Source organism: Blastopirellula marina (assembly GCF_002967715.1).
GTDB lineage: Bacteria > Planctomycetota > Planctomycetia > Pirellulales > Pirellulaceae > Bremerella > Bremerella marina_B.
Map to the genome: position 1 here is coordinate 390,286 of NZ_PUIA01000074.1, position 17,642 is coordinate 407,927.

Annotated in this window: 8 protein-coding genes, 1 pseudogene and 1 CRISPR repeat array; of the genes and pseudogenes, 5 read left to right on the forward strand and 4 right to left on the reverse strand. The window is 53.5% G+C overall.

The window, feature by feature from the left end; translation table 11 throughout:
* Window position 1 precedes the first annotated feature (1 nt).
* From cas7u to C5Y96_RS28220, 4 genes are all read right to left on the reverse strand, one after another.
* On the reverse strand, window positions 2–970 hold the full coding sequence (cas7u, locus tag C5Y96_RS23680) for a type I-U CRISPR-associated RAMP protein Csb1/Cas7u (RefSeq protein WP_105358577.1): 969 nt from the start codon (window positions 968–970) through the stop codon (window positions 2–4).
* A gap of 47 nt (window positions 971–1,017) precedes the next feature.
* On the reverse strand, window positions 1,018–3,285 hold the full coding sequence (gene csx17 / locus C5Y96_RS23685; RefSeq protein WP_105358579.1) for a type I-U CRISPR-associated protein Csx17: 2,268 nt from the start codon (window positions 3,283–3,285) through the stop codon (window positions 1,018–1,020).
* On the reverse strand, window positions 3,282–6,035 hold the full coding sequence (locus C5Y96_RS23690; RefSeq protein WP_105358581.1) for a DEAD/DEAH box helicase: 2,754 nt from the start codon (window positions 6,033–6,035) through the stop codon (window positions 3,282–3,284). Before C5Y96_RS23690 ends, csx17 begins: the two co-directional genes overlap by 4 nt.
* 215 nt (window positions 6,036–6,250) lie before the next feature.
* Window positions 6,251–6,559: an HNH endonuclease signature motif containing protein gene (locus tag C5Y96_RS28220; RefSeq protein ID WP_105358584.1), complete on the reverse strand. Its 309-nt coding sequence runs from the start codon at window positions 6,557–6,559 to the stop codon at window positions 6,251–6,253.
* A 795-nt stretch (window positions 6,560–7,354) separates the two neighbouring features.
* Here C5Y96_RS28220 and cas2 point away from each other — a divergent pair.
* The 5 genes and pseudogenes from cas2 (at window position 7,355) to C5Y96_RS23715 (ending at window position 17,537) form a co-directional block, all read left to right on the forward strand.
* On the forward strand, window positions 7,355–7,645 hold the full coding sequence (gene cas2 / locus C5Y96_RS23700) for a CRISPR-associated endonuclease Cas2 (protein WP_105358586.1): 291 nt from the start codon (window positions 7,355–7,357) through the stop codon (window positions 7,643–7,645).
* Window positions 7,646–7,659: 14 nt separating this feature from the next.
* On the forward strand, window positions 7,660–9,438 hold the full coding sequence (locus tag C5Y96_RS23705; RefSeq protein ID WP_105358588.1) for a CRISPR-associated endonuclease Cas4/Cas1: 1,779 nt from the start codon (window positions 7,660–7,662) through the stop codon (window positions 9,436–9,438).
* A gap of 290 nt (window positions 9,439–9,728) precedes the next feature.
* Window positions 9,729–13,191: direct repeats of the CRISPR family, unit length 36 nt; unit sequence CTTTCCGCGTTCATTGAGACGCGGCTCCATTGAAGC.
* Window positions 13,192–13,509: 318 nt separating this feature from the next.
* Window positions 13,510–13,575 (forward strand): annotated as a pseudogene (locus C5Y96_RS28225) (SWIM zinc finger family protein); the annotation flags it as partial.
* Between the two features lie 276 nt (window positions 13,576–13,851).
* Window positions 13,852–16,584, forward strand: a complete 2,733-nt coding sequence (locus tag C5Y96_RS23710; RefSeq protein WP_233199084.1) for a DEAD/DEAH box helicase — start codon at window positions 13,852–13,854, stop codon at window positions 16,582–16,584.
* 599 nt (window positions 16,585–17,183) lie between these two features.
* Window positions 17,184–17,537 carry a hypothetical protein gene (locus C5Y96_RS23715; RefSeq protein WP_105358592.1) on the forward strand — a complete coding sequence of 118 codons (354 nt, stop codon included), beginning with the start codon at window positions 17,184–17,186 and terminating at the stop codon, window positions 17,535–17,537.
* The last annotated feature ends 105 nt before the right edge of the window (window positions 17,538–17,642 follow it).

Sequence of the window (17,642 nt, forward strand, 5' to 3'; positions counted from 1 at the left end):
ATTATAGCTTGTATGAGACGGTCGTAACGCCCAGATCTCCGGCAAAAGAATCCTGGCAGGCCTTGATCGCGGTAGAAAGTTCCTGCTCCAGTTGCTCGCTCGAAGGAAGTTCAAAGCCTGCGGGACGGCTTGCCGTGATCTTGGGCATTTCTTGTTGATCAACCTCCAGATCGCAGGCCGTTCGCAGACGCAAATCTCCGTCGACCAGCTTGCGGATCTTAAACAACGCCAGAAGTACCAGCAGACGCGTTGCCTGGTCGTTGAGTCCATAGCCACGTATTTGAGCAAGATCGATATTAAAGTAGGCCGTAATCTTGCCGGCGGTGAATTCCTCACGCGAAAAAGGAACATTGCCAAAGCCTTTCGATGTATCACCACTCGGGTCAACGTGGTCATTTTTGACACCACCTGACATGGCGATTTCAACCTGCTCGGCCTCGATGAATGCAGATAAAGCTCGCGCTACTCGCAATCGTCCACCGGCAAGTTCTTTCTTGGCGAGAAAGATGCCATGGATCAATGAGTTCGCGTCATATTTGAATAAGGTCTCGGCCAATACTTTTCGATTTATCGGACCGGTCGCTAAAACGGATAAGTCCTCCTTTAGCTGTTTGGCAAAGCTATCATCCTTGCCTTCCAGAATGTATGGACTATTCAACCGATGAGCTTCCGTGATCGTGCTGGTCAGGTAGTCTCCATCCTGGTTATTGACCCGAACGTAACTCAGCCCACGCAAGGGAGCGACAAGTTGGTCGATTGCTTTATCCCAGCAGACTTCTTCCAGACGGTTGGCCATGCTTTGGGCACTTTCGACCAACAGGCACGTTCCCTCGTCGACCTGATATTGGGCCGGCCCCAGATCAGGGAAACCCGTCGGTTGAAATCGACGCGTTTGAATCGGTCGAAGCGGAATCGAAAATAGCAGACGGGTCTGCTGGCCATCCAAGAGTGAGTCCAGGTTCTTGTTCATTAATGATTGCCCTATGAAAGAAAACGATTGGTTGTTTAGAGGTCGTATTAACTCGCGGACGATTCTTCTTCGGATGGATCGATCTTGGCATGTCCAGTTGCCCAAGTCAGTATCCGTAGGCTTGGTTCGGCAAGCGGAATGGCCATCGAAGCGGCAATTCGGCGTGCCATCGTCCGATTCCCCACGGCTGTTGTCACGTAGGGATGCAAGCCGCTAACTTTCAAACGTTGGTTGGCCAAACGCAAAGCTCCCGAAAGGTCACCGGCGGTCAATCGCGACAGTGGACGAGGGTCAAGCTTTACGGATATTTCCGCGTCGACTTCCGTGTGATCATTTCGTTGAATTGGCAGTGGCGAAGGGGCGTAGCACAGCCGTAAGGCACCGTAGGTAGATAATTGCTCAGCACAGCCTCGCTCGTTGATTGGTTTTGGATTCGCCAACACTTGAAATTCTCTCGAATCTCGATTCCTTAAAGCATCTTCGAGTTTACGCCAATCAAGTGCCATCAAAGGACGAATAAGCTTAGCTACCAGTCGCGTGTCAACACTCCCTTCCAGCCAGACTTGAATGTCCGCAAGCGTTACCCCCGTCCCAGGCGTCGGGCACAAAGCAAGTCGGCGGTGGCCGTCGCGTTTGCTCTCAATCAGGCGTCGCTGGACAAGCTGAACCAGGTCATCTGATAGACTTCGCCCCTGGCATACCTGATGCGGTCCCCAGGCCAGGCGTTCGTTTAATACGTGAAAGCGATGAACCCTCGAAATATGGCCCTGCAGGTTCTCTTGCAACGGGAGCCAATGGCGTCGAACTGGATTGCTTCGATCGAACCGTAACCCATCAGTCGTCCTGGCATGCTGCCCTGCAATTGCCAACGCGAGGCGAAACTCCGGACGCCCTGCCAACGCTTCGGCGGCAAGCAACCAGCCAGGAGAAAGACCGTAGAGCGGCTGCAGACCTCTGCTGCCGGTGAACTGGGGGCTACGAACGAGTTGTTCCTCCGCTTCCCCCAGGCGAAGCAGTAGCTCCAGCCAACGCACGGGCGCACTACCATCACGGCAGCAGGCGAGCATCCCGTCTTGAATACGCCGGGCAGACTGAGAAATGGAAGCTGGAGCGTTCTTGTCGGCCGCTTTACTCTCTAAGCGTTCATACCAGAGAGTGATTTCATCCAACAGGTTCTGATTCGGCTGTTCACTAACTTGCCAAACGCCGAGAGGGACCGCCAGGTTTGACAATCCATTCCGTTCGATGTAGCCGTACCGCTGAAACGAGGTGATCCCGCGTGCTACGCCCAGGCGAGCGATCGCTTTCGCGGTTTCCAACGGACGCGTGGCGACCTTCCGATCGGTCTGGCATCGTGCTTCGGCAATCAAGCATTGGATCTCATCAAAACGTGCGAAGTTCTCCCAGAGGGGCATCCACTGTTCGCCGCGACTATTTTCTTCAGCCGCACTGCCATACCCGGCCGATGCCGAGCGAACCGCAAACGGAGCGGACGCTTGAGGAAGACTGTTGGCCAATGCCCGTCGAGTGACCGAAGAGACGAACACAATAGCCCCTTCTAGCATGAGTACAAAGTCCCAGGAGTTGATATTGGTATCGGCACTAAAGCCAGTGGTTGCGTTCGCTCCACCGGCAGCTCCCGGGAAGAACTGGCCAACCGCGCTAGAATCGAGCCCATTTTCGATCTCGCTGAATAACGCGGCACGTAGAAATCCGGTCGCTGAAGCGTGGGCGACACCTTCCGCCGATGCTGTATCAAACAACTTCACCAATTGCTGCATGAAGTTGTTGGTGAAATCGAGACGGCCGTCATTTCCTCCTGTACCTAGCATCGCCGGGTAAGCCGGGTTGCCTTCCTCGGAAAGCGTAACGACGGCGTCGAGCCAGTCACCTAGTGCTCCTTCCCACTGTTGTCGGCACGTTTGGAGCATGGTTTCTTTTTCGTCCCCCGTAGGACGCGTGTCACTATCACCGACAATTGCCCGGCATAAGGCGATTGCCTTGCGGTAACGGTCGAATCGCAATGCGGTACTATTTTTGATGGTATCAAAGCCGGTGTGATTGTCTTTCGGGTAAAACCCACTGCCACCATTCCACGGCGCTACCAACGGCGTAGGGCTATATCGATTCAGGAAGAAGTCCAGCAGTTCGTCTTCGTCCAGGCTGGTCAACAAAACGAATATGCCGTTTCGCCAGGCGCCGCGTGCGTGCGGATCGGCTTGTTCGGCAACCAACCGCAGGATACCCAGGGCTTTCAGGTAGTGAGCCAACGGAGTGGCACCGCACCCAGGCAAGTGATGAACGTGAATACTCATCCGTTTGTTTCCTGCATAGTCGCGAGCAACGGGTCTGGATCGGTGTTGGCCGAATCCTGCGAAGCTCGGCCATCAGCGGCGCGAACGATCGCTTCCAGCCAGGCCAGTGTAAATATGCCCCAAGTTTGCCGAACCCGTTGAACTCTTTCAGTCCAACTGACTCCATAACGGGCACTGATTCCCAATTGGGATACATCCAGATGTAAAACAACCGAGGGAAGAACGTGGCATTGACCTTCTGTGTCGTAGAGTTGCACGCCACTAAGCGGGTCTCCATCGCGGATGCCGCAAATAGGCATTCCGGTTCCTGTCAGCGAGCCGTTTTCAAAGGGAAAGTCCTGATCGAGCGGAGTCGATTGCCATCCGCCGCGAACTTTGCCGTGGTGACTGCAAACCAAATAAAGCAGCAAATGAAAGTCATCCGCCGAGAGTGCTCGTAGTTCACCCACCAGCGGGTGATTCTCTGAGCCAGAATCACGCTGACAACGAGCGATTTCCCCCAGTTCGATCAACTCGGCAAATGGCCCCAGTAAGGCATCGTGTTCAGGCTGATCGCAGGACAACAACTCCAGCATGCCCAATGTGGTTGCTAATTCATGGCGAAAGCCGCGTCGCTTGCCCATTGGCGGCCCTGGCCAGTTCAGCTTTTCCGGCCAATTGAAGTGCTTGTGGCGATAGTCGACCCAGTCACGTGCCTTGGCCAGTTCCCAGCAGTCGACACCGGCTTCTTCACGGCGAATATTGGCCTGAAAGGCACCATGAGCTTTCCCCCAGTCATGCCAGCGGGCCGCCATCATTAACAATGATTTGAGCGTGATTGGCAGTCCCAACGAGTCGGCAACCTTCTCAATCTCTTGGGAAACCATCCAGCCATGTGTCGCGATGGTTTGTAGCATGCTTGTGTGGCTGCGGTCTTCTCGTGATTGTCCTTGGTCGGCCAAATCATCTTCTGCTTTTCGTGGCCGTTCAAAGACATTGCTCACGTCAACATTGATCGACTTGCCCGGCTTGTCGCCTGTAAAGCCACGTTGAGGGTCATAGCCCCCGTATTGCACGTCGACCAATACCACGCTACCAGGCAAAAGCTGCCGATCACTAACCAACCGCTTCCAACTTCCTTCAACGTAGTCCCAGCACCACGCATGCGACCGGTTGCTCCACTGTGGCCACTTCTTCTTTTTCGAAATCAACCAGTCGCGTGCTTGGGCTATCGGCACCGGACAAAGTGCATCACGAACAGGCTGATGAGCCGGCGAAGGAAGTTTCTCTTCCTGTTCATTCCAGTCCACGGCAGACCAACATACCGACACATCGCGATTGCCTTCCTCACGGATGAATCGTCCAATGTCCAGATCAGCGCCACTTAAGTCGGGCGTCGTATCGAAGAGCTCTTCACAATCTCGTTGGCTCAATAAATGACAATATTCAAAGCGATACAGACGCTGATATAGTTCTGGCGTATCCTGTTTCAAATTGCCTTCGAGTTCAGACAATTCCGCTAGCGAAACATCACTGGCCTTCGAGATCGCCTCAGCGGCGGCCGATAGGTCATTCTCCTCATAGGGAAGACTGTCTTTCGCTTTCAATTGAGGATCGACTACAACGACATTCGCTGTGCCGCCATAACGTGCCGCCCGACCGAACCGCTGTACCAAACTTCCCCACGGAGCGAGCTCCGTAATGAGCGTTGTCGCAGAAATATCGACGCCAGCCTCGACGACTTGCGTGGCCACGATGATACGATTGACATCATCTGCCGTGCTTGCGTTACGAGAAAGACACGCCTCGGGCCATGCCTGACGTTCTCGCCCCCGGAAGCGACTATGAACAAGGTGCAATTCAAGTGTGTCGTCTTGTTTCGCGATAAGTTTGCTGAGCGAGTCATGGATCTCGATCGCTGATTCTACGCGGTTCACGATCACCAAGGTCATGCGCGAAGCAGCGTCCTGAGCACGATGCCGCTGTAGAATCAACTCTGCCCACTGCTTTTTTGCCTTGTCTGGTTTTCCAGCAATGACCTCAACTGAGCAAGGTTTGCTCGCTTTCCACAGTTCGCCTTGTCGATCTGCTTCTGGAAGGTCAATTGCGTGCTCACATAACGCTGGCACCGAATCAGCGAAATCCTTGGTCTTCAGCCAATCAGAGGTGAGAGTCGCACTCATCCACCAGGTAGCACATTGGCTGCCAATTTGTGATTCCCATAATGCACGAAACGCCTGGAGCTGAACCGATGTGGCCAGGCCGACTCCTTGTAACTGCACCTCGTCCATTACCCACAGGCAGTCTCGATTCAATAGGCCAAACTCAATTGGCCAACGAGCCCGGCCACTGCCATAGCCTCGATTCAAAGCCCGAGATAGCAGCATGTCTTGTGTCCCTACCAAGACGCATGGCTTTTCTGGGTATCGGTACCAATCACCCGTATCAACGCCTCCTAATAGCGGATAAACGGGTACCGATTCGGTATTCTCGACTTGCGAGACTTTCTCCAAAAGCTGCATCAAAGAATCAACCGTCTGTTCCACCAAAACGCGTGACGGCAAGCACCAGATCAACCGACGCGGCCAGTCGTTACCCTCTCGACGATGAAACGCCCAAACCGAGGCAACTCCCAGTGTCTTACCGAAACCTGTGGGGATATGCACGAGTCGATTTTGCAACGCGGGTTCGTTCGCGAGAGCGATCTGCCAGTCGTGTGGCGAAAAGCCGGTGACTTGATTGAACCAAGATGCGAATAGAGTAGATCTCATTAAACGCGTTCCGATCTGTCCCTGGATCGACAATGGATTAGTGAGTCGAATTCGCCAACAAGGCCAATCATCGTAGTAAAGATGCTGCCTGGTTGCGAGTGTCGCTTATAATTTTCTAGAGATGGCTCGTGACACGTTTGGTCACAAGGTCGTAAGCAACTCTAAAAGTGTAGAAAAAAGGCGAAGCAACCAATTCGGTCGCTTCGCCCATAGCGTTAACTGGCACATCGCCAGTGCGGATAATCATCGCCCTTCGAGCGATTATTCGACCAGTGCAGCGGCTGCAGGTTGCTTAACTCGTCACCTCCGCCCCGAGACACGGGTTTTATATGATCAATTTCCCATCCATATATACCTAGCGTTCCATACTGATCCCATTTTATTTTGGATCCGCACTTATCAGACCGCCAAATGCGAGGATCGTGACCAGCTATTATATCGCCTTTACGCCACACAGCCGCCTTCTCGGCTTCGCTCCAGCTTCCTCCATCTCCTCGACTTCCACGCGACCTCGATTTAGACATAGCAATCTCCAAGCCAGTTCCGATTGACAGCCTGAAGATAACGCGCGATCATATAAATCGTCGGAACTGGCGTCTGATTGGCGTTATCCGGCATAACATGGGCCAACCATCGCCTCAGACCTTCGAAATCAAGGGCGGTGAGTTGGCTTTTTCAGTTCGAAGGCAATATTAACGCTAGACTTCCTGTAAGTCAAATGCTAATTCAATTAATCTGAAGTCATCGTATTTGGCGAACCTCCCCGCGTTCATTGAAACGCGGCTCCATTGAAGCAGATTTATTGTCTTGGCCTTTGAGTTCGGCAAACTCGATTCCGTGCCTAGGGCACGGCCCCGCTTGAGACAAGAAGACGCTGGCTGAGAGCAGTTCAGCGTCTTCTTTTTTGGCTTGCTACCTGATCATTCAAATTGAAGCTTGAACTGGTGAAGGGAAAAAAGGGAGCAGCCAACCTTGCGAGACCTTCTCGAACTTATTCCATTCATATTCATTGCATCACTGCTACAATGACCAAATTAGCTGTTACTCAAATATTGCTCTTTGGCAATTCATTAAGTTTGTGCATAGCGTTCCGTGGAATTCCATTTCCTAGAGCCTCCGTAGAGACTGGTATCTGCGGAGGCTCTTGATGGAATGTTAATGTTTACGCGAATTCTGTTGACTGGCCCCTGCCAGCAGGGTAGCTTAAACAGCCATCAAACGTCGCGGTGGGCGTTTTATCTCGGCCAGGAGGGTGACCTGTTCACCGGAGCGTTGCCTCTATCTTCCTGGCATGGCTCCTGTTCTGCGGGAGGCCGATTGTGCGGAATACTTACCTGGTCTGTTACGACATCTGCGACGACAAACGCCTGCGGAAGGTCTTCAAGACGATGCGGGATTTTGGCGATCACTTGCAGTACTCGATCTTCGAGTGCCAGTTCACGCCGGTCGACCTGGCCAACTGCCGCCACGAACTGAGCCAGATCATCCACCACCACGAAGACCAGGTGCTGTTCGTTGATCTGGGGCCGGTCGAAGGTCGTGGCGACCGGGTCATCTCCGCCTTGGGCAAGGCCTATACCAACATCGATGCAGCTTGCATCATCGTTTGACGAAGGAGTCTGCCATGATTCGAGCGGAAGAAGAAGCGCTGATGCCGGCGCGGACGATCAACGAGTACGTGTATTGCCCGCGTCTTTTTTATTACGAACATGTTGAGGGAATTTTCGTCCACAACCTGGAAACGATCGAAGGGAGCCAGGTTCATAGCCGTGTTGATAACAAGGAGGACGAACTTCCTCCGGCTAATGAGCTCCTCGAAACGGATCGCCCGGCCAAGCTGCGCAGTGTGACCCTTTCCAGCGATAAGTATGGCATCATCGCCAAGCTTGACCTGCTGGAAACGGATGGCTCGACGGTCACGCCGGTCGACTACAAGCGGGGCGAACCCTGCAAAGCAGACGATGGCTCGCTCGATGCCTGGCCGGCCGACAGGGCCCAACTAGCCGTTCAAGCGTTAATCCTGCGCGATAACGGCTACGTTTGCGAAGAAGCGATTGTTTACTATGCCAAAACCAAGCAGCGCGTACGGTTCGCGATCGACGATAAGTTAGTGGCCGATACGCTGAAGGCGATCGACTCGGCCCGCGAGCTTTCATCAGGCAGCGTGATTCCGCCACCCCTGGAAGATAGCCCCAAATGCCCTCGATGTTCGCTGGTAGGAGTTTGTTTGCCCGACGAAACCCGCCGCGTGACCTCGAACCGCTCGCAAATTACTTCCTCGCAATTAACCCTTTTCGAGCTAGATGCGCCGAAAACGGCCGACCTGGGCGAGGGATCGCCCGTCGAAGAATTGCGTCGGTTGGTGCCATCTCGGGATGACCTGCGTCCCCTCTATTTAAACCAGCCTGGCTTGTACGTCGGGTGCTCAGGCAAAGTATTGCAGGTCAAGGACAAGAAGAAAGTGATTCAACAGGTTCGCCTGGGCGAGATCTGCCAGGTGAATTTGTTTGGCTCGATTCAACTGACGACCCAGGCCGTCCAGGCGATTTGCCAGGCCGAGATTCCGATCGCGTATTTCTCGATGGGTGGTTGGTTTTACGGTGTTACGCACGGGCTGGGGGTGAAGAACATTTACCTTCGCCGCGAGCAATTTCGCTGGGCAGATGCCCCGTCTTTCTGTTTAAATCTGGCCAGGGCACTGGTGGCCGGCAAGATCAAGAACCAAAGAACCATGTTGCAGCGGAACCATGTCGAACCGCCTAAGGTTGCCCTCGCGCATATGAAGTGCATGCAGGAAGACGCCGAGAAAGCGACTTCGCTGGAATCACTGTTGGGCATTGAAGGCAACGCGGCACGCGTTTACTTCCAGAATTTTCAAGGGATGATCAAGATCGACGATGGCGAAGCGGACGCGGAAGATGCCAAGGCGTTTCGCTTTCACTTCGAGACCCGCAACCGACGTCCTCCCCGCGATCCGATCAATGCCCTGTTGAGCCTGGCCTATAGCATTCTGGCCAAAGACTTGACGATCATCTGCCACACGGTGGGCTTCGATCCGTATCTTGGTTTCTATCATCAACCACGCTACGGACGCGCCCCATTGGCACTCGACCTGATGGAACCATTCCGAGCGCTGATCGCCGACTCGGCGGTCCTCAGCGCGATCAACACCAAAATGATTCAGCCCAACCACTTCATCCGCGCCGGCAACGCCGTTGCCTTAACGCCCGATGGCCGCAAGGCATTTTTCAGAGCGTACGAACAACGCATGGACACGCTGGTCACGCACCCGCTATTCGGCTACCGCGTTAACTATCGCCGAATCCTGGAAATTCAATGCCGCTTGCTGGCCCGGGTATTAACAGGCGAGATCAGCAACTACCCGGTTTTTGTGACACGCTAAATCGATTTTCCAGAACAGAAACAACGTCTCAGGCTATCGCTTGCCAAGTGCAGATCGGGACGATAAATAGTAGTTACAAGTTCAATTCGGGGAAACAACTTGCCAAACCCTCCGCGAGCAGCAAGGCAACGTCAAAACCCCAGGCACCGCTCGCACGCGACTAAACAATTGCATTGACTGAACTTACGAGGAGACCATGTTTCCACTAGGCTGGCCCAAACAGCTCACAACGCACGCCCCTCGCAAAGTGCGATATAAGTTGATAAATTTCAACAACTTAGAAGAGCGTTCTTTCCGCGTTCATTGAGACGCGGCTCCATTGAAGCCGGCCCAGGACCGGCTTTTCGACAACGCACACGACTTCTTTCCGCGTTCATTGAGACGCGGCTCCATTGAAGCTTTCCGGCCTCGCCGCCCTCACCTTCACCTTCGCCCTCCTTTCCGCGTTCATTGAGACGCGGCTCCATTGAAGCTCGAAGAATTCAACAACGCCAACCGCCTCGGTTGGTTCCCTTTCCGCGTTCATTGAGACGCGGCTCCATTGAAGCTTGCACATCCAGTGGGGTGTGAAATCGTCGTTGATCCTTTCCGCGTTCATTGAGACGCGGCTCCATTGAAGCACTTCGTGTTCGCTCATTTGGTCTGGTCCTTAGAAGCTTTCCGCGTTCATTGAGACGCGGCTCCATTGAAGCCAGACCGACGCACGCGAACCACTGAACGCCAGATTCGCTTTCCGCGTTCATTGAGACGCGGCTCCATTGAAGCACGAGGTCATCACGCGATGGCATCGCTTGAGTCATCTTTCCGCGTTCATTGAGACGCGGCTCCATTGAAGCCTTGGAAGCTTTGCCCACGTCGTCGACTTGTGGCCACTTTCCGCGTTCATTGAGACGCGGCTCCATTGAAGCAGTTCATGCAAGAGGTTTACCCTTCGTGGCTGACTACTTTCCGCGTTCATTGAGACGCGGCTCCATTGAAGCACCAACTGGCCAGTGAGTACCTTTCTACGCCAGCCGACTTTCCGCGTTCATTGAGACGCGGCTCCATTGAAGCTACCGAGAACACTTTCAACATGGCGTTCGCATGTTGACTTTCCGCGTTCATTGAGACGCGGCTCCATTGAAGCGAAGGCTCTGAAGATGAAGCCATCGCCTACGCCATTCCTTTCCGCGTTCATTGAGACGCGGCTCCATTGAAGCTACTCCCACGTCACGGTAAAGTCTCGGACGCTTGACCCGACCCCTTTCCGCGTTCATTGAGACGCGGCTCCATTGAAGCCTTAATCAAGCTAATGAAACCAACATAATCTTATCCCTTTCCGCGTTCATTGAGACGCGGCTCCATTGAAGCAATAGTACCTTGAACCACATGTGGCTGAAGGAACTCGTCTTTCCGCGTTCATTGAGACGCGGCTCCATTGAAGCACTCGAAACGCACTCTGATGCGTCCTTTCCCCATCGCCTTTCCGCGTTCATTGAGACGCGGCTCCATTGAAGCTCGCAGATTGCGATGTCAACAAGTTTTGGTCTGCTTTCTTTCCGCGTTCATTGAGACGCGGCTCCATTGAAGCAGTCTCAAACCAGTAATCGACCAGTGCGTCGAGGATGGCCTTTCCGCGTTCATTGAGACGCGGCTCCATTGAAGCTGGGTGAATGGCGGGATGGTGTTTGCTGGGGAATATCTTTCCGCGTTCATTGAGACGCGGCTCCATTGAAGCTCCAGGAAATCCTTGGCGATTGCGCCCCAGCCGTGGCTTTCCGCGTTCATTGAGACGCGGCTCCATTGAAGCGTCCACGATTCCGGGAAGCCCATAAACCACGCTGCATGGCTTTCCGCGTTCATTGAGACGCGGCTCCATTGAAGCGCGGATCACGATGGTTGTCTTGGTGTTTGGGGGGAGAGCTTTCCGCGTTCATTGAGACGCGGCTCCATTGAAGCTCGTTAATCCGCTGGCGTCAATGGTTGGGGTTCCAGCCTTTCCGCGTTCATTGAGACGCGGCTCCATTGAAGCGAGATTACCGCACTCGGAAAGATGGGTCAACAATCTCCTTTCCGCGTTCATTGAGACGCGGCTCCATTGAAGCGTGGCTTGGCCTTAGGTGGTGCGGACTTAGCCGCTGGCTTTCCGCGTTCATTGAGACGCGGCTCCATTGAAGCATCCTTAAAACGGAACTAATTCCGCCTCCAAGAGTTCCTTTCCGCGTTCATTGAGACGCGGCTCCATTGAAGCTTCATATAGCGAGAAACACAATGGCCCTGACAACCGACTTTCCGCGTTCATTGAGACGCGGCTCCATTGAAGCGTTCAGCTTTCTCTTTTGCCCATTCTTGCCGGTAGACTTTCCGCGTTCATTGAGACGCGGCTCCATTGAAGCAAGACTGTGGCCGATGTGCTAGACCAGGTCGAGCACTTTCCGCGTTCATTGAGACGCGGCTCCATTGAAGCCAGCATAGCTCACTCTGGCGCGGAAGAGTTGGGAATCGCTTTCCGCGTTCATTGAGACGCGGCTCCATTGAAGCTCGATATAGCGACATACCGACGAGTAAGATTTTTTCTTTCCGCGTTCATTGAGACGCGGCTCCATTGAAGCCACCATTAGCAACCTCAATATTAACCCCCATCTCATTCTTTCCGCGTTCATTGAGACGCGGCTCCATTGAAGCAATATTAGGTCTGTTAATCGTGCAGGTACTTACCAACTTTCCGCGTTCATTGAGACGCGGCTCCATTGAAGCCAAACTTTCAACCGGATACACCTTAGAGCCACTTGCCTTTCCGCGTTCATTGAGACGCGGCTCCATTGAAGCAACTCGGCAAAGATGGCTTGCTGGTGATGATTCACGCTTTCCGCGTTCATTGAGACGCGGCTCCATTGAAGCCGGTCTCGTGGCACGACGCCGGCCAATACGACGCGGCTCTTTCCGCGTTCATTGAGACGCGGCTCCATTGAAGCCAGCAACGCGGCCAGGTTGCCGAACTTCGTATCTTTGCTTTCCGCGTTCATTGAGACGCGGCTCCATTGAAGCGCCTGCGTGCTGCGAGAAGGGTTCGACCTGGCGTTGACCTTTCCGCGTTCATTGAGACGCGGCTCCATTGAAGCCGGGTCCGCCACTTGAACGGACAGGGAATTCACGTCCCTTTCCGCGTTCATTGAGACGCGGCTCCATTGAAGCAATGCTTCTCGCTTCATGCTTCCTGCCTTAAATAGTCTTTCCGCGTTCATTGAGACGCGGCTCCATTGAAGCGTCGTTGACCAAGTCACCAATAACGCGAGCGTCATCTTTCCGCGTTCATTGAGACGCGGCTCCATTGAAGCATCAATACGATTGCGTCCGTTTGGGAAGATGCCACCCTTTCCGCGTTCATTGAGACGCGGCTCCATTGAAGCTGGAATGTAGCCACACCAGAGCCTAAGCCGGTTGCCTCTTTCCGCGTTCATTGAGACGCGGCTCCATTGAAGCAGGTATTTGGTCCAGTTAGTCATGGGCTACGACCTCCTTTCCGCGTTCATTGAGACGCGGCTCCATTGAAGCGCATGAGGCGTTGGGACAACTTCGACGGCTTACCGAGCTTTCCGCGTTCATTGAGACGCGGCTCCATTGAAGCTGAGATCATTGCGGAGAAAGCTGGCATAACGGTTCAGGCTTTCCGCGTTCATTGAGACGCGGCTCCATTGAAGCAAGGCGAAGCATCTGGGTATCCCTTACATGAAGCGACTTTCCGCGTTCACTGAAACGCGGCTCCATTGAAGCGGGGTTTGAGGTCGCAGATCTCTCATTCCAGGGAGGTTTGGGGGCGATCGTTTCCGGATGTATGGGTAAACAGTATATTGAGCCCTGATGGTAAGGGTTTCTCGGAGTCTTTCGTTGCAGGGAAGTCACATGAGCCTCGTGGTGCAAGTCATCATGTTCTTCGGTAAGTCGGTTCGCGAGCGAGGTTCCGAGTACGCGGCAGCGGGGCGAGTTCATGTGGTAAATTCCGAAGATTCCTGGGCTTCTTTTGAAGTGGAAGGTTCGGATTTCGAGCCGTATACGGTGCTGCTTGATTGGGAAAATGGCCTTCGCAACGGCATGGAATGCAATTGCCCTCATTATGATCGGGGCAACTTCTGTAAGCATCTGTGGGCCGCCATCCTTGTCGCTGATCGCCTTGGGTTGGCGAATAACTCACAAGGCTCGAAAAAGCGAGACAGTCATTCCGTAAAAACTCTATCGTGGAAGAGTCAACTCGGTCGTGCCGCGCGTCCTTCACACTCACACCATCTCTCCAGGTCGGCAACGCCTGCGAATTTGCGGCCCCGACAATTACTGTTTTGTCTCGAGCCTCAAATCGCGTCGCACGCTCTAATTGTCGCGCTTTACCAGCAAGAGAAACGGGATAATGGATCGTGGGGAGAGGCCACCCGATATCAAATGGACGACCCCACTTTCGCCAGCGTTGCCGGCCCAGACGACCTCCGTCTGCTTGGGTTGTTGAATGCCAATCTGGACCTGACCGAAATGGATGACCTGGATGAAGATTGGAATGAATTCGACGCCTCCACGCAAATTGAGCTAAAACCGGAACTATATGAGTTTGTTTTGCCGATGCTGGCCGATACGCATCGGTTTTTCTACATGCCACGATACGGTTCATGGGAAGACGCACGCCCCATTGGCTGGGATACTAACACCGCGTGGTCATTTCAACTGAGCGCCCAGTGTATCGATTCTGAAAAAGCTTGGGAAATCACCGGCAGACTAACATCCGGTCGTCAGATTCGCCCGCTCTCGGATTGCGTTCGTTACTACCCGACCGGGTTGATCTTGATGGATGACCAGCTTGCCCGCTTCGACTTGCCGACCGATCGTCGCTGGCTGGAACTGCTTAGTCGTCAGGGTTCGTTGCTCGTTCCTTACCAGGACCAAGCCGCGTTGATCGAGGAACTGTGGCACCATGGATCGCCAGGCAAGATCCTTGGCGACGAGCGGCTAAACTTGACTTCTGTGGAGGGTCACCCTCGCGGAAGACTAGTTGTTCAAGCCAGACAGGGCGACACAACGCGTCGATACCGAAACGGTTCCGACCCGGTATTGTTTGCCGACGTCTCCTTTCTCTACCAACAGCACGAAGCCGGGCTCGACAGCACTCAACGTATTTGGCCTGATGCCGAGTCGCTGCAAGTGATCCGCGCCAATGAAACCGAGGAAGCTCGTCTGCTCGATCGGTTGCATCAGTTGGGCATGAATCCTTTGAGGGCAACGTATCTCGGCTCAACCTCTCCCGGGCGTCACGTTTTTCCGGCAGGTAGCTTCGATCGAATTACCGCCCAACTGATCGAAGAGGACTGGGAAGTGCATGCCGAAGGCGTGCCGATCCGCAAGAGCAGCGGGCTCTCGCTGAACGTGCGCTCGAAGGTCGATTGGTTCGAGTTGGAAGGCGAAGCAGATTTCGACGGCCAGGTTGTTTCGCTGCCAGAACTGCTGAAGGCGCTGAAGAATGGGGAACGCTATATTCGTCTAGGTGACGGCACGCAAGGTATGCTGCCCGAACAATGGCTAGTAACACTCGGCGTGGTTACCGGGTTCGCCCAACGATCCGAGGAGGACGGGCTTCGCTTTCAACCGAGCCAGGCATTGTTGCTCGATTCGATGCTATCGGCGGCTGGCCAAGAGGCGTCATTGAAAGTCGACCGAAAGTTTTCCGCCATTCGCAAGAAGCTACAGTCATTCGACGGCATAAAGCCTGCCAAGCCGCCGCAATTATTTCAGGGGAACCTGCGCAAGTATCAGCAAGAAGGGTTAGGGTGGCTCAATTTTCTGGAGAAGTTCAGCTTTGGCGGATGTCTGGCCGACGATATGGGCCTCGGCAAGACGGTCCAGGTTTTGGCACTGCTGGCAGCACGCAAGCGACGGTCATCCAAGAACAAGGAGAAACGCCCATCGTTGGTCGTCGCGCCCAACAGTGTCGTTCATAATTGGAAACTGGAGGCCGAGCGATTCGCTCCGCGCTTGAACGTAGCGGTCTACGCAGGGACCGATCGCAAAAAGAGACATCCCGAACTCGATCCGTTCGACCTGGTACTGACAACCTACGGAACCATGCGAAAAGATATCGAACGCTTGAGTCAGATCGGTTGGGATTATGCGATTTTGGACGAAGCTCAGGCAATCAAGAACAACGCTTCGCAAACCGCCAAAGCAAGTCGACTGCTCAATGCCCGGCATCGATTGGCCCTTTCTGGCACTCCGATCGAGAATCATTTGGGCGAACTCTGGTCGCTGATGGAGTTCCTCAACCCAGGACTGCTGGGAACGAGTACCCATTTCAAGGACTTGACCGGCAAAGGATCGGAAATCGACCAGCGGCAGGTCGATGTTCTTCGCCAAGGCCTGGCTCCCTTTTTGTTGCGACGAACGAAAGCTCAAGTGGTTCCGCAACTTCCCCAGAAGACCGAGCAGCGGCTCTACTGCGATCTGCCTCCCTCGCAGCAGAAGCAATACGACCAGCTACGCGATCATTACCGGGCCACTTTGAAGCAGAAGATTGCCCGGTCAGGCTTGGCCAAAACCAAAATCCATGTCTTGGAGGCACTACTGCGTCTGCGGCAAGCGGCCTGTCACCCTGGATTGATCGATCCTGCCCATAGCGGCAAGCCATCGGCCAAGCTGAACCTACTTCTGGAACAAATTGATGAAGTCGTTTCAGAAGGTCACAAAGCGCTCGTCTTTTCACAGTTCACCAAAATGCTGGCGATCGTAAAGCAGCGCCTCGACGATGCCAAGATTTCGTATGAATACCTGGACGGGAAAACAAAAGATCGTCAATCCTGCGTCGACAGGTTCCAGAACGATGCCGACTGCCGGGTATTCCTGATCAGCCTGAAAGCAGGCGGCACCGGTTTGAACCTAACGGCAGCGGACTATGTTTATCTGCTCGATCCATGGTGGAATCCCGCCGTCGAATCCCAGGCCATCGACCGAGCCCACCGCATCGGCCAATCCAACCCGGTCTTCGCGTATCGCTTGATTGCCAAGAACACGGTGGAAGAAAAGATCCTGGAGCTTCAATCGCAGAAAAACAAGTTGGCCGAAGCAATCATCTCGGCCGATAGTTCGCTGCTGAAAAATCTATCGGCCGAAGACCTGCAGGCGATTCTGTCTTAGGCATGGTTTCGGGAAAGTAGAAATAAACGTAGTCGTGGACACAACTAGATCATTTTCAACTCCTAGACAATATTGTCATAACCATCAATTCCACCGGGGTTTACCACTAAATCACATCTGAATTATCGTTCACTAATCGCTTAGCAATCATTGCGATAGCCATTCAGAACTAGTCCAAGCCGTTCGCGTCTGAAGAATCGCTTTGAATCCAAGTCGTCCTTGATGGCTCAGTCTTGCCAGGAAAATGGCTGGGGCTCATACGCATGCGGGGACTTAAAACGTCCTATGAAACGCTCCTCAAACCTATTCTTCGCTTTGGTTAGATAGATCAATCGCAGTGAGATGCCGTGTGGGCGGCGGTGGTTGTAAGTTTGTCTCCGGAAGAGATCACAGCATGAGCCCTGGCCGGCTTGCGACGCAAAGGATCTCGCGCTGGAAATTCGCCTCCGATACAGTTTCGGAAGCTTTCGTCGTGACTGCGCTCCATGTCAAGCCAATCAACCAGAGAATGAGTCGTTACATCGAATCGCTATGTGGACTACAAGGATATGAGATACTCGATCAGGAACCATGTAATAAGCTCTGGGAAGCAAGCGAAAGTGTTGATCGAACGGTGGCGAGTCGATTACAACACGGTACGCTCAAACAGTTCGCTGGGAAACAGCCGTTTGGCATCGGAGATCATTCTTCGGCGCGAAACGGTTTTAACTACGTTCCGGCAAATCGACTTGAAGGATTTTATGATCAAACACTTTTGCCAACAAATCGAAGGCTGGTTTGACTTTCCGGCATTATATCGAACAGCCGTAGCAGACTGCCCAGAAAATGGCTTGATTGTTGAAGTCGGTTCCTACCTTGGGAAGTCGACGGCATTCATGGCCGTAGAAATTATCAATAGCAACAAACCAATTCGCTTTTTCTGCGTGGATACTGACCTGCAACCCAAAAACTGAGCCATTCAAAATGAGAAAATCGAGGTAAAATCGGGCCATCCTATTCGAGGAGATCATGACCATGAAGAAGTCTCGATTTACGAATGAACAGATTGCCTTTGCCCT